The sequence below is a fragment of the Cryobacterium sp. Sr8 genome, assembly GCF_004403225.1.
Lineage (GTDB): Bacteria > Actinomycetota > Actinomycetes > Actinomycetales > Microbacteriaceae > Cryobacterium > Cryobacterium psychrotolerans.
In genome coordinates this window covers 50,218-63,331 of sequence record NZ_SOHO01000022.1, presented here as the reverse complement: position 1 = coordinate 63,331, position 13,114 = coordinate 50,218, and the positions used below count along the sequence as shown (strand labels likewise).

The following is a 13,114-nucleotide window of genomic DNA, read 5'->3' as shown; positions in this document are numbered from 1 at the left end:
CTCATTTGAACACGTCTCCGGCGTCGACGACGGTGGAGCCGGTTTCGGTGGCTTCCTTGGGCTCAATCGTCAGCCAGACCGAGCCGAATTCCTGGCCCCAGACGATCTTCTCGATGTCGGGCGTGGTGCGGGCGAGGGTGACCATGATCTCGCCGACCGGCTCGGACTGCGCTTCATCGTTTTTCGCGGGCGATGTCTGGGTTCCTTCGTGCACGGCCGTTACGAGCACCTTGTGGAAGACCTGCTTACTCACCGACACGTCCTCGGCGGCTTGCCCGATCTTCACGGTGGCCGCCACGACGATGCCCACCGTGTCTCCCGCCTTGACGGTGCCGCCGACGACTCGTTCGACGGGGAGTGCGATCGTCAGGGCCTGCATGCCGTCCGGCAGGTCGACCTGGCCGCGGGCCGCGAGCTCGGCAGGGTCGACCCAGCGCGATTTGATGAGCTGTTCGCCCGGCATCAGGGCGGCGTCCGTGACCATGCCGGCCAGGGCCGACAGCTTGGTCACCCGCCCCGGAACCGCGGACATCGCGGGCAACTGCTTCACCGTGATGAAGCCGCTGATCGCCTCCGCCGCGGTTCCTTCCGGGATCTCCTCGGAGACCACGAAGACCGGCACGAAGGCGGCGCCGTCCGCGGCGCGGGCATCAGCGCCCCGCACATATCCGGTGAGCACGACGGTGCCGACAAGCGCCAGCACGATGGCGACGATCGCTCCAATGAGTCGGGTTTTCATGACATCTCCTAGTTCGTGAGGTTGACGGTCGTGACGTTGGTGTCGGGACCGCCGATGTCGTAGGCCGAGTCGATGGTGACCCATTCTTCGAAGAAGCCCTGGATGAATCGCTCGTTGCCGCCGGAGCAGTCGCACCCCGGGTAGCGATCCACATTGACCAGCGGGAACCGGTTACCGCCGGCGAATTTCCAGCCGGTGACCCTGAAGGCGGCGAAGGCGTAGATATGGAAGATGCCGGGACCACCGTTGCCGGTGGACCCATCGAAGATCGGGATCAGGACGGTGCTGCCCTCCAGCGCGCGAAGGGTCGCGTCGCAGTTGCTCGGGGAGTCGACGCCGGGCTCGCTCGGCACGGAACCGTCAACGGCCACCGTTGCCGCGCAGGTGCCGTCGGTCTGCTCGAGCCAGCCGAATCCGCCGGGGATGTCCATACCGTTTCTCGTGCACGGGTGGTTTTCGTCGTAGCGGATGGTGAGCTTCTGTTCGTTGTTCAGCTCGCCGAACAGCTGGAATTCGCAAAAGGACAGCGCGAGCGGCAACACCGCGGGGCCGGAGCGGATTCCGCCCCACTCCGCAGTCGCCGTTGCGCCCACGGTCGTCTCGGTGATGCCGAGCATGGCAGCGAACGGGTGCTGGATGGCGTTCTGATCCGTGCCGGCGACCCGCGTCGAGTCGGTCACGGTCACGGTTTTGTTGGTGAGGTCGATGACCGGAGCGAGCACGTTCGCGGCACCGTCATTGGCGTTGTCGTTCGTGAAGTTCGCGGCGGCGGCGCCAGGGGCATCGCATACCCCGTCGTCCGCGCAACCCATTGCGATCGCCAGGGCGGCGGCATCGGCCCCGTTCTGCAGTTGCGCGCGTTCGGCGTACAGCGCGCCGACGTCGAGGGCGATCGCCAGAGATCCGATGAGCGGCACCAGCATGATGCCAACGATGACCGCGGATGCGCCGCGTTCGGGCCGAAGCCGGCTGGTCAACCACCACATAGCATTACTCCAGTTCCAGTCAGGGGGATCGTCGCGCCGAAGAAGCCCGTCATGAGGGCGACGTTGTAGTCGATGGTCACTTCCACGGTCGCGTCGGGCGTGCAGGCGCCGGGACTGACCGTGATTTGACCGTCAGTGATCGCGGGGTTGATCGACGGGGCGGCCGCGCTGGCGGCGCTGCGGGCGCGGGCGGGGTCATCGTGGATGGCCATGGTCCTGGCGCCCTCCCGAGCCGCGTTGCTCAGGGAGATTTGAATGTTGAAGACCCGGCTGAACTCGATGAGCCCCATCACGAGCAGCAGGAGCACCGGGAGGATGAGCGCGAACTCAACGGCGGCCGCGCCGCGTTCGTTGAATCGATCGCGAAGACGCTTCATCTGGATGGCCCTTCGGGTGGGCGGGGCAACGGGGAGATCGAGAGAGTGGGGGAGAGTGCGGCGGCGGCTCCCGGATTCCGGGAGGCCGCCGCCCTACTCGGGTTCGTGGTTAGAGGTTGTTGGCCACGCCGGTGAACATCAGGTCGAGGTTCGTGCCGATGAGGGCAACGGCGGTGATGATGACCACGGCGATGAGTGAGACCATGAGGCCGTACTCGACTGCGGTGGCGCCGTCGTCTTCGGTGCGCAGGCTGTTGACGGCGGCCTGGATTTTGGTGAAGAACTTCATGTCGGGTTTCCGTTCTGTGAAGAGCCGGCCTGGTTAGCCGAGCGAATGAAGGCAAGCTATGCGGGTTGAGGATTTCTCACCAACACCCAGAACGGGGGGCCCTTGTTCGGGGGGTGCGTCGACGACGCGACCGGCGGCGTGGGGATGGCGGGAGGACGGCGGGAGAACGGCGGGAGGGGTGGCGGCGCAGGGCGGGGCCGCCGGCACGCCGATGCATCGCCGCCGGTCCCGGCGGCGAGCAGAGAGCTTCAGGGCTTACGGCATGCTCGCGTTGTACTCGCCGAACAGGCCGGTGACGGCGACTCCGAAGAGTGCGACGGAGCCAAAGATCACCAGGGCGATCAGGGACGCCATCAGGGCGTATTCCACCGCCGTCGCGCCGCGTTCGCGGTCGTCGGCATGGCGGAGGCGGGCGGCCAGGATGTCGAGGATCGTGCGCATGTCTAACCCCTTGTGATTTCGGGTATCGCCGGGAAGGAGGCCACCATACTGCCGGTCTTCCCTGCGCATCATTCCCCCAGTCGCGGGGCACCCGAACAGGGGTGACGAACCAGGTTCGCGAACGCGGGTCAGAGCACGGCGACGAGAATCGCGATATATGCCCCGGCCAGCATGGAAGGCCCGAACGGCAGGGAGCCGCGCAGGCTGACCCGGCGCAGCGCCAGCGCGACCAGGGAAATGGCGCTGCCGACGAGGAATGCGGCGACCAGCCCGATCAGCCAGGTGTCCCAGCCGAGGTAGCCGAGGGCGAGCCCGATCACCGCTGCGAGCTTCACGTCCCCCATGCCGATGCCGGCCGGCGAGATGAGCGCGAGCACCAGGTAGAGCGCGAACAGCGCGGCGCCGCCCAGCAGGGCGCCTGACGCGGCGCCCCAGTCGGCGCCGACGGCGGCCGCGATCACGAGGGCGACCGCCACGATCACCGTGGTGGCGAGCAGCAGAGGGTTGGGGAGTCTCTTCTCAGTGACGTCGACGATGCTGAGCGCGACGGATGCCGCGGCCAGCAGCAGGTAAGCCGGAAGTTCCGGGCTTGGGCCGAACCCGAGGGCGAGGAGCGCAAACAGCACCCCGGTCGCCAGGCTGGCGGCCAGGCGAACCCGCCAGCCGAAGTCGCGCGGCGCGCGCAGCATCCGTGCGGCCAGTCCTGTGAGCGGCACGCCGAGCGCCAGCCCGACCAGCCCGGCCGGCAGCGGCAGCCACAGATCTGCGTTCATCCCGCTGAGTCTGGCGCATTCCCCGGTCGAAGGCACGCCCCTTTTCGGGAACGGTTCAGGCGGACGACTTCCAGGCGTAGGCATTCTCGGGGCGCCCCGGCGTGCCGTACCGGGGCGTGCGGAGCACGGCGCCGGCGTCGGCCAGGTACTCCAGGTAGCGCCGCGCGGTCACCCGGGACATGCCGAGCCGCTCCATGACCTCGCTCGCGGAGGCCGGCCCGGGTTCGGCCTTGAGGAACTCGATGACGGCGGCGAGCGTCGCCGCGGAGAGGCCCTTGGGCGGGGGAAGCTCGCTGGGCGCGCGGAGCGTGGCGAAGGCGAGATCCACTTCCGACTGCGTGGTCACCGTCGGTTGGGCTCCCAGCTGCTGGTGGAAGTCGCGGTACTGGATGAGTTTCTCGGCGAAACGCGCGTAGGTGAACGGCTTGATCAGGTACTGCACGGCGCCGGCGGCGATGGCGCCGCGCACGGTGCGGAGCTCCCGGCCGGCGGTGATCGCGATGATGTCGGTGGCCAGCCCGGCCGCCCGGATGCGGCGGCAGACGTCGAGGCCGTGCAGGTCGGGCAGGCTCATGTCCATCAGCACGAGGTCGATCGGCGCCCCCGATTCGGCGGCTTCGGCAAGCTGTCGGACGGCCAACTGGCCGGTGCCGGCGGTCCCGGCGTGCACGAAGCCCTCGAGCCGGCCGAGGTAGGCCGTGTGGGCCTCGGCGACGAGGGGCTCGTCCTCCACCACGAGCACGCGGATCAGGCGGTCAGGCGCGACCGGGTCAGGCACGAGGTGCCTGCGCCTGGTCTGCGGCAGGGGTGGGTTCGGGGGAGCGGTGAGTAGGGATCGTGACGGTGAAAACCGCCCCCTGGCGCCGGCCGATGACGAGGCTGCCGCCGAGGCGCGCCACGGTCTGCCGTACGAGGGCCAGGCCCAGGCCGCGGCCGTAGGCGCCGGGATCCTTGGTGCTGAATCCCGGCCGGAACACGTCTTCCTCCGCCTCGGCGGCGACGCCCGGACCACTGTCGGCCACCTCGATGACCAGGGCATCCGCCGTCGAACTGACGCGGAGGTCCACGGTGCGCGGCGCCTCGCCCGAGACGGCCGCGTCGAGGGCGTTGTCCATCAGGTTGCCGAGCACCGTGACGAGGTCCTGCACCAGGAGCCCGGAATCCGACAGGCTGCCCGACGCCTCGACCGTGAGCGCGATCCCGAGCTCGTGCGCCTGCGCGGCCTTGCCCATCAAGAGCGCGCCGATCACCGGTTCGTCGACGGAGGTGACCAGTTCGTCGGTCAGCTGCTGGCTGAGCTCGAGGTCCCGGGTCGCGAACTCGAGCGCCTCCGGGATCCGGCCCAGTTCCATCAGGGAGAAAAGCACGTGCAGGCGGTTGGAGTGTTCGTGGGTCTGGGCGCGAAGCGCATCCGAGAGGGTGCGCATGCCCTGCAGCTCGTTGCCCAGCGATTGGAGGTCGGTGTGGTCACGGATGGTGGCCACCGACCCCATCGCGGCGGGCTTGCCCCGGCCGGCCGCTGACGCGAGCGCGGGTTGCTGGCTGACGACCAGCACCCGGCTCCCGGTCGGATGGATCTCGTCTCGCGCCGGTCGGCCGCTCTGCAGGAGGTCGCCCAGGCTTGCCGGCAGGTCCAGGTCCGACAGGAGCGGGGCTCCGCCGGCAGCCGCCCCCGTGGGCGACCTCGGGGGGATGCCGAGCAGCCGGGCCGCCTGGTCGTTGTAGAGCACCAGCTCGCCCCGGGGGTCGACCAGCACCAGCCCCTCGCGCACGGAATGCAGCACGGAGTCGAGGTAGACGAAGAGCTGGGCCAGTTGTTCCGGTCCCCAGCCGAGGGTGACCCGGCGCAGGTAGCGCCCGAGCAGCCAGGTCGCGATGGACCCTGCGGCCAGGAGCGCCAGGGCCAGGCCGAGCACCGCCGGCAAGCGGGCGTTGAGCGCGATTTTCACGGTGCTCGTCGTCACTCCGACGGCCACGAGCGCCCGCACGGCTCCCTGCTCGTCGGTGACCGGAACGACGGCGCGCACGGATGGGCCGAGCGTGCCGGTGCTGACCTCGGTGAGCGGTTCTCCGGCGAGCGCCGGTCCGACCGCGCCGATGTACTCCTTGCCTATCTCCGAGGTCGTCGGGTGGGTCCAGCGGGTGCGGTCCGTGTCCATGATCGTGATGAAGTCGAGGTCGGCGTCCGCCGCCACCCGCAGGGCATACGGCTGGAGGGAACCGCTCGGATCCGCTCCGCGGCTGGCCTCGAGCACGAGGGGATTGTCCGCGATGGCCGTGGCCACGGCCAGCATGCGATCCGCGGTTTCCGAATATCCGCGATCACGGGCGTCGACGAAGGATGCAGTTCCGACGAATGCCGCCAGCACGAGGATGAAGAGGGCATGGGCCAGGAAGAGCCGGCGCGCGATGCTCCATCCGTGACTCATGGCAATCGCCTTTCCGTGAACAATATGACCGCAAGCGTGACGGTGCGGGCGCCGTGAACGACTCTTGAACGCACCACGGATTTCTGTGGGCCCAGTGAGGGCCCCCTCAAGCCTAGACAAAGGAGTCTCCCATGGCGTCGTCGCCAGTTGCCCCCGTCGTGAAGCGCAAGAAGCGTTTCGACAAGTCGCACTACCTGTACACGGCGGTCATCGTCGCCGTCGTGCTGGGCGTCGTCGTCGGACTGATGTTCGGTGGTCCGGACGGGTTCGCCGTCTCGCTGAAGCCGCTCGGGGCTGCGTTCATCGGCCTGATCAAGATGATGATCTCGCCGATCATCTTCTGCACGATCGTGCTCGGCATCGGATCCATCGCGAAGGCCGCAACGGTCGGACGCATCGGCGGCCTGGCGCTCGGGTACTTCCTCGTCATGTCCACCTTCGCTCTCGGCATCGGCCTGCTGGTCGGCAACCTCATCCAGCCGGGGGCGGGCCTGGACATCGCAGGCGCCAGCTACGAGGTGACGGAATCCTCCGACACCGAGACCTTCATTCTCGGCATCATCCCGACCACACTCTTCTCCTCGCTGACCTCCGGCAACATTCTCCAGACCCTGATGGTGGCGCTCATCGCCGGCTTCGCCCTGCAGAAGATGGGGCCGGCCGGGCTGCCGATCCTCCGCGGCATCGCCCACGTCCAGGCCCTCGTGTTCCGCATCCTGATCATGATCATGTGGCTTGCGCCCATCGGCGCCTTCGGTGCAATTGCCGCGGTCGTCGGTGAAACCGGCATCCAGGCCGTGATCAGCCTCTTCACCCTGATGGCGGCCTTCTACGCCACCTGCGTCGTCTTCATCGTGGTCATCCTCGGCGGGCTGCTGAAGATCGTCACCGGGATCAACATCTTCAAGCTGATGCGGTACCTGGGACGCGAATACCTGCTCATCTTCTCCACCTCGTCTTCCGAGGCCGCCCTGCCGCGCCTGATCGCGAAGATGGAGCACCTCGGCGTCTCCCGGCCGGTTGTCGGTGTCACGGTCCCCACCGGGTACTCCTTCAACCTCGACGGCACCGCCATCTACCTGACGATGGCGTCCCTCTTCATCGCGACGGCGCTGGGCCAGCCCCTGCAGCTGGGGGAGCAGATCGGGCTGCTGGTCTTCATGATCATCGCCTCGAAGGGTGCGGCCGGCGTCTCCGGAGCCGGGCTCGCGACCCTCGCCGGCGGCCTGCAGGCTCACGCCCCGCAACTGCTCGATGGCGTCGGCTTCATCGTGGGGATCGACCGGTTCATGTCCGAGGCCCGCGCGCTGACCAACTTCACCGGCAACGCGGTCGCCACCGTGCTTATCGGCACCTGGACGAGGGAAATCGACCGGGTGCAGGTCGACCGGGTTCTCGACCGCCTCGAGCCCTTCGACGAGTCCACGATGCTGGCGCACCACAGCTTCGAACACCACGAAGGCCAGGCCGGGGGCCAGAGCGAAGGCCAGGCCGAGGGCCAGGGCGAGGGCCAGGGCGACGCCACCAGGCAGCCGGTCTCCGTCGGCGCCTGACCCGGCGAAACAACTTGGGGGGAACGCGCAAGGCAGTGCCGTCCGGGCAGCAGTACTCCCGGGCGGCACTCGCGCGTCCATCCCCCTCGCGACAAAAAAGCGCGGCCATCCCCCAAAAAGGGGGTGTGCTAGGGTTGGCGACGGTCTTACGACCCTTCACCAGGACGCGCTCACGCAGCCGACAGCCCCGATGCAAACAATCGCGCGGGACGGCCGTGATCGTATGGTGAGGCCCTGACGAGTGGTCCCATGATCGCTCCAGCCCCGCTCATCGAAGCGCGCCGTGGCCGGTCACTGCCTACCCGTCCGGCAACAGCTTGCATTCGATGCGTCGACCGTTAAACCGGTGGGCGTTCGGCGTGCACGGAGAACACGTGACCGAAATTATTGCCGTCAAGGCAGATCGACTGTACAAAGCGTTCGGGCGCCGCCCGAGCGAGATGGTCAAGAAACTCGCAGCAGGAGCCAGCAGGTCGGAGGTTTCCTCCCTCGGTACGGCCGCCGTCATCGACGCGTCGTTCGAGGTCAAGCGCGGCGAGATCTTCGTCGTCATGGGCCTGTCCGGATCGGGCAAGTCCACGCTCATCCGCATGCTCAACGGCCTTCTCGACGCCACCTCCGGAACCGTCACGGTCGCCGGCAAGCCCATCACGGGCATCCCGGCCAAGGCGCTGCGTGAGATTCGCCGCAGCAGCATCTCCATGGTCTTCCAGCATTTCGCCCTGCTGCCGCACCGCACCGTGATCGACAACGTCGCCTACGGCCTCGAAGTGCAGGGAATTGGTCGCGAGGAGCGCCTGGAGCGCGCCCGCACGATCATCCGCCTGGTCGGACTCGGCGGCTGGGCCGACAGCCTTCCGTCGGAGCTCTCCGGTGGAATGCGGCAGCGCGTCGGCCTCGGCCGTGCGCTGGCCGCCGACACCGACGTGCTTCTGATGGACGAGGCCTTCTCGGCGCTGGACCCGCTGATCCGTCGCGAAATGCAGGAACAGCTCATCGAGCTGCAGGCCGAACTGGGCAAGACCATCATCTTCATCACCCACGACCTCAACGAGGCCATGTTCCTTGGCGACCGCATCGCCGTCATGCGCGACGGCCGAATCGTGCAGATCGGCACGCCAGAAGAGATCCTGACCGACCCGGCGAACGACTACGTTGCCCAGTTCGTGCAGGATGTCGACCGGGCCCGGGTTCTCACCGCCTCGAGTGTCATGGAGCCCGTGCGCAGCGTCGTCACGATCAATGCCGGGCCGCGCGCGGCGCTTCGCACCATGCGCGACCTGCAGACCTCGGCCACGTTCGTCGTCAACCGCGACCGCACCTTCGCCGGTGTCGTGCGTGACCGGGACGTGCTCCGGCTGGTCAAGGCCGGTGAAACCGACCTGCGAACGATCATCCGCGACACCGCCACGGCGGTCACTCCCGATACGGCGCTGGTCGATCTCGTCGAGGCCTCGGTCGAAAGCGACCTGCCCATCGCCGTCGTCGATGAGAAGAATCGCCTGGTCGGGGTCATCCCGCGGGTCACGCTTCTCGCCGCGATCGGCAACGTCACCACCAACACGGGCGAACTGCCCGTCGTCGAGCCGGCTGCAACGATCTCCGTCAGCCTGATCACCGAAACCCTGCGCGAAACCGCGCTGGAAGGGGCACAGCTGTGAACGACTTCCGCATTCCCCTGGGCACCTGGGTCGACGGCTTCATCGAGTACATCACCGACACCTTCGGTTTCCTCTTCGACATCATCCGTGCGGTCTTCGATGGCGCGTTCGAGGTCGTGGCCTTCCTGCTGGTCGCTCCGCCCTTCTGGGTGATCATCGTGATCGCCGCCGCGCTGGCCTACGCCACCCGTGGCTGGAAATTCGCGGTCGGCTCTGTCGTCGGGCTGGCCCTGATCGTGGGCGTCGACCAGTGGGAAAACGCCATGGACACCCTGGCGCTCGTGCTGGTAGCCAGCCTGCTCGCCATCGCCATCAGCGTTCCCCTGGGCATCCTGGCCGCGAAGTCCGCAGCCGCGTCAAGCATCATCCGACCGGTCCTGGACTTCATGCAGACGATGCCGGCCTTCGTGTACCTGATCCCGGCGCTCATCCTCTTCCGCGTCGGCGTCGTTCCCGGAATCGTCGCGACGATCATCTTCGCGATGGCACCCGGTGTCCGTCTCACCGAACTGGGCATTCGCGGGGTCGACAAGGAAGTTGTCGAGGCCGGGCAGGCCTTCGGCGCGTCGCCCTGGCGCATCCTGCGCCAGATCCAGCTCCCGCTCGCGATGCCGACGATCATGGCCGGAATCAACCAGGTCATCATGCTGTCGCTGTCGATGGTCGTCATCGCCGGAATGGTCGGCGCCGGCGGTCTCGGTGCCCAGGTGGTCGCCAGCCTCAACCGGATCGACGTCGCCCTCGGCTTTGAGGCCGGACTTGCCGTGGTCATCCTCGCGATCTTCCTGGACCGCCTGACCGCGGCCCTCGGCACGGGCGACACCCCCCTGGGTCGCTTCCTCGAGGCGCGCAAACGCGGCCGCCAGCAGGCATTGGCAGCCTGACCCACACACCTCACACCCGGCCACCCATCGCGGTGGCATGAAAGGAAAACATGAAGAATCGTTCACGATCATTGATCGCCGCCGGAGCAGTCGGGCTCCTCGCCCTCACCGGTTGCGCGTCCGCTGAGGAGTCCGTCGGCGGCGGCAACAAAGACAAGAAGCACCTCACCATCGCCGTGTTCAACGGCTGGGATGAAGGCGTCGCCGCCTCCGAGCTATGGAAGGCCGTTCTCGACGAGAAGGGCTACAACGTAGAGCTGGAATACGCCGACGTGGCCCCGGTGTACTCGGGCCTGTCCACCGGCGACTACGACCTCAACCTGGACGTGTGGATGCCCGAAACCCACGCCTCCTACGTGAAGGAGTACGGCGATGACATCGTCGACCTCGGCGCCTGGAACGAAGAGTCCCGGCTCACCATCGCGGTGAACGAGGATGCTCCGATCGACTCCCTCGACGAGCTCGCCAAGAACGCCGATAAGTTCGGCAACCGCATCGTGGGAATCGAGCCCGGCGCCGGTCTGACCGCGGCGACCACCGACCGGGTCATCCCGGCCTACGGCCTCGAAAAGATGGAATACCTCACCTCCTCGACCGCGGCCATGCTCACCGAGCTGACCGCGGCCACCAAGGCCGGCGAGAACATCGCCGTCACCCTCTGGGAGCCGCACTGGGCCTACAGCTCGCTGCCGATCAAGACCCTCGAGGACCCAGAGGGCACCCTCAAGAACGTCGAAAGCATCCACGCCTACGGCAAGAAGGATGTTGCTAAGGACTTCCCGCAGGCCACCAAGTGGATCAAGGGCTTCGACATGGACCTCGAGAAGCTGTACTCGCTCGAGAAGGCCATGTTCGTCGATTACGACGGCCAGGACTACGCGCCGATCGTCAAGAAGTGGATCGGTGAAAACCAGGAGTACGTCGACTCCATGACCGCCAAGTAGGGCCGCACGGCTCCACGTTTCATCCGGAAGGCCCGCGTCGCGCTGACGCGGGCCTTTCGGCGCCCACTGGCGGCCCGCGCGCGAATGCGACGGCGCAGGCGGAGTGTCTAGTCCGAGACGTCCGTGCCGCGCGGGCCGGAGCCCCGGGCGGCGACCGCTATCGACCGCGCCCAGGCGGTTGCCCCCTCCACCTCGCCGGCAGCGAGCGGCCCCTCCCGGCCCTCGACAATGAAGCCGCGGGGTCTCGCTACGATCCGGGCTCCCGCCTTTTCGAGGGCGTGGGAGATCTTCGCCGCGGCGTCGCCGTGGATGAAGAGCCTCACGCGCGTGTCGAAGGCCGCGGCCCGGACCCCGCGCAGGGACCCCTCGCCGAGGCCGTCGAGGAACTCCTGCGTCCGAGGGGTGGGTTTCCACGCGTTGATCGGGCTTCCGACGACGAGCAGGTCCACGCCCTCCAGACCGCCCTGTCCCAGGCCTGCCAGGGGGGTCGCAGTGGCGTCGTTTCCGAGTTCCGCGGCAACCGCCTCGGCGATCTTCCGGGTGTTGCCGAAGTTCGAGTCAAACAGAACGAGTGTACTCATGACCAGCTTCCTTCCTTCAGACGCATCTCTGATTGAACATGTGCCCATGCAGCCATGCAGGCAATGTACTCCGGGAATTCCGCGCTGAGGTGCGGACAAAGTACGTTCACTGGCGCGACGAAGGTACTTTTTCCGCAAGTCAGCCAGAACGTGGCCCCAGCAGACCCGCTCAGTCGTCGAGGCCCCGGGCGACGAGTGCCTCGCCCAGGGCATCCGCCGCGTACAGCGACCGGACGACGACGGGAACGGCCAGCGCCATTACGGAGCCGCGCGTGCCTCGAGCGCGGCGTGCCTCGAGCACCTCGGTCACGATCTCGGTCACCAGCGGGATGCAGCGGATGGTGAGGGCCACCAGCAGGCCGATTCGGTCGGCGTCGACCCAGCGCCCGAACGGCCGCAGCATGCGTTGGAAGGCCTCGAGCACGGCCGTCACGGTCGTGGTGAGGGTGAACAGCGCGGCGAGGGCGACTGCCACGATGAGTCGCCCGGCCATCAGTGCCGCGATGAGCCATCCGGAGAGCAGCCCCTGGATCGGAACGACGAGCACGAGCATCCAGAGGATCGGCGCGATCTGCGCCACCGCGGCGCGCGGTGGAATGCGCGCGATGACGAAGAGCGAGAGAACGACGAGCGCAGCGATGGCGAGCTGCCAGGGCTGCGCCAGCACGCCGACGACCACCACGCCGACCGAGAGCAGGAGCAGCTTCAGCAGGGTGGGCGCCCGGTGGATGACCGACCGGCCGGGGGAGTACAGGCCGATCACGCGAGGCCGATCATGCCAGCAGCGCGCGGTACGAGTCGAGGGAGTCCTCGGGCACTCCGTCGGCGACCACTTCGCCGTGCTCGATGACGATCACCCGGTCGAAGCCCTCGATCAGCGCGAACTGATGGGTGACCACGATGACCTGCTGGCTCATCGAGTGCAGCAGCTCGCCGATGCGGCGGGCATTGCGGGCGTCGAGCAGGGTCGTCGGCTCATCCGCGACGAGCACCTGCGGTTCCGCGACGAGCACGGCGGCCAGGGCGAGGAGCTGCTTCTGTCCACCGGAGAGCAGGTGAGCGGGATGGTCTGCGTGTTCCGCGAGCCCGAAGCGGTGCAACGCGGCCGTGGTGCGCTCGGCGATCTCCGCGGCGCTCAGGCCGCGGCGCCGAAGCGTGAAGGCGATGTCCTCCTGCACGGTCGGCATGACGATCTGGTTGTCGGGATTAGTGAAGATGAAACCGACCAGGCGGCGCACGTCGCGAGCCTTCTTCGCCACGTCGAGCCCGTCCACTGTCACGGTGCCGCTGCTCGGTGCGACGAGGCCGTTGATCATGCGCACCAGCGTGGACTTGCCGGAGCCGTTGGCGCCGACGATCCCGATGCGGTGCTCGGTGAGGCTCAGGTCGATGCCCCGCAGCACCTGCCTCTCGCCGAACGAGTGTGAGACCCGGTCGAAGGTGATTGCGCTCATCGA

At 67.7% G+C, this 13,114-nt stretch carries 15 protein-coding genes; 4 read left to right on the top strand and 11 right to left on the bottom strand.

The genetic code is table 11. The features are described 5' to 3' along the window. Window position 1: 1 nt before the first annotated feature. The 8 genes from E3T54_RS02710 to E3T54_RS02675 form a co-directional block, all read right to left on the bottom strand. Window positions 2–739 carry a Flp pilus assembly protein CpaB gene (locus tag E3T54_RS02710; protein WP_166804803.1) on the bottom strand — a complete coding sequence of 246 codons (738 nt, stop codon included), beginning with the start codon at window positions 737–739 and terminating at the stop codon, window positions 2–4. Between the two features lie 8 nt (window positions 740–747). Continuing rightward, a complete protein-coding gene (locus tag E3T54_RS02705) occupies window positions 748–1,725 on the bottom strand; it encodes a pilus assembly protein TadG-related protein (RefSeq protein ID WP_134474459.1) in 978 nt (325 codons plus the stop codon). Beyond that, on the bottom strand, window positions 1,713–2,102 hold the full coding sequence (locus E3T54_RS02700; RefSeq protein WP_134474458.1) for a TadE/TadG family type IV pilus assembly protein: 390 nt from the start codon (window positions 2,100–2,102) through the stop codon (window positions 1,713–1,715). The genes E3T54_RS02705 and E3T54_RS02700 overlap by 13 nt, the downstream gene beginning before the upstream one ends. A gap of 109 nt (window positions 2,103–2,211) precedes the next feature. After that, a complete protein-coding gene (locus tag E3T54_RS02695) occupies window positions 2,212–2,391 on the bottom strand; it encodes a Flp family type IVb pilin (RefSeq protein WP_134474457.1) in 180 nt (59 codons plus the stop codon). 255 nt (window positions 2,392–2,646) lie between these two features. Next, on the bottom strand, window positions 2,647–2,832 hold the full coding sequence (locus tag E3T54_RS02690) for a Flp family type IVb pilin (protein WP_134474456.1): 186 nt from the start codon (window positions 2,830–2,832) through the stop codon (window positions 2,647–2,649). A gap of 128 nt (window positions 2,833–2,960) precedes the next feature. Then, complete coding sequence (locus tag E3T54_RS02685) at window positions 2,961–3,605, bottom strand: A24 family peptidase (protein WP_166804802.1); 645 nt, start codon at window positions 3,603–3,605, stop codon at window positions 2,961–2,963. 55 nt (window positions 3,606–3,660) lie between these two features. Continuing rightward, on the bottom strand, window positions 3,661–4,383 hold the full coding sequence (locus E3T54_RS02680; RefSeq protein WP_241977022.1) for a response regulator: 723 nt from the start codon (window positions 4,381–4,383) through the stop codon (window positions 3,661–3,663). Then, window positions 4,376–6,034, bottom strand: a complete 1,659-nt coding sequence (locus E3T54_RS02675) for a sensor histidine kinase (RefSeq protein ID WP_134474454.1) — start codon at window positions 6,032–6,034, stop codon at window positions 4,376–4,378. The genes E3T54_RS02680 and E3T54_RS02675 overlap by 8 nt, the downstream gene beginning before the upstream one ends. A gap of 131 nt (window positions 6,035–6,165) precedes the next feature. On the opposite strand from E3T54_RS02675, the gene E3T54_RS02670 reads away from it, so the two are divergent. From E3T54_RS02670 to E3T54_RS02655, 4 genes are all read left to right on the top strand, one after another. Next, the gene (locus tag E3T54_RS02670) at window positions 6,166–7,587 is read left to right on the top strand and encodes a cation:dicarboxylate symporter family transporter (protein WP_134474453.1); all 1,422 of its coding nucleotides are present in this window, start codon (window positions 6,166–6,168) and stop codon (window positions 7,585–7,587) included. A 374-nt stretch (window positions 7,588–7,961) separates the two neighbouring features. Beyond that, a complete protein-coding gene (locus E3T54_RS02665) occupies window positions 7,962–9,248 on the top strand; it encodes a glycine betaine/L-proline ABC transporter ATP-binding protein (RefSeq protein ID WP_241977021.1) in 1,287 nt (428 codons plus the stop codon). Further along, window positions 9,245–10,132 carry a proline/glycine betaine ABC transporter permease gene (locus E3T54_RS02660; protein ID WP_134474451.1) on the top strand — a complete coding sequence of 296 codons (888 nt, stop codon included), beginning with the start codon at window positions 9,245–9,247 and terminating at the stop codon, window positions 10,130–10,132. Before E3T54_RS02665 ends, E3T54_RS02660 begins: the two co-directional genes overlap by 4 nt. A gap of 50 nt (window positions 10,133–10,182) precedes the next feature. Then, the gene (locus E3T54_RS02655; protein ID WP_134474450.1) at window positions 10,183–11,076 is read left to right on the top strand and encodes a glycine betaine ABC transporter substrate-binding protein; all 894 of its coding nucleotides are present in this window, start codon (window positions 10,183–10,185) and stop codon (window positions 11,074–11,076) included. A 107-nt stretch (window positions 11,077–11,183) separates the two neighbouring features. Here the strand turns inward: E3T54_RS02655 and E3T54_RS02650 are convergent, their stop codons facing one another. The 3 genes from E3T54_RS02650 to E3T54_RS02640 form a co-directional block, all read right to left on the bottom strand. Beyond that, window positions 11,184–11,657, bottom strand: coding sequence for a flavodoxin family protein (locus E3T54_RS02650; RefSeq protein WP_134474449.1), 474 nt, complete (start codon window positions 11,655–11,657; stop codon window positions 11,184–11,186). A gap of 169 nt (window positions 11,658–11,826) precedes the next feature. Further along, entirely contained in the window at window positions 11,827–12,420 is a 594-nt protein-coding gene (locus E3T54_RS02645) for an energy-coupling factor transporter transmembrane protein EcfT (RefSeq protein ID WP_134474448.1), read from the bottom strand. Between the two features lie 10 nt (window positions 12,421–12,430). Further along, window positions 12,431–13,111 carry an energy-coupling factor ABC transporter ATP-binding protein gene (locus tag E3T54_RS02640; protein WP_092324258.1) on the bottom strand — a complete coding sequence of 227 codons (681 nt, stop codon included), beginning with the start codon at window positions 13,109–13,111 and terminating at the stop codon, window positions 12,431–12,433. Window positions 13,112–13,114: the final 3 nt, after the last annotated feature.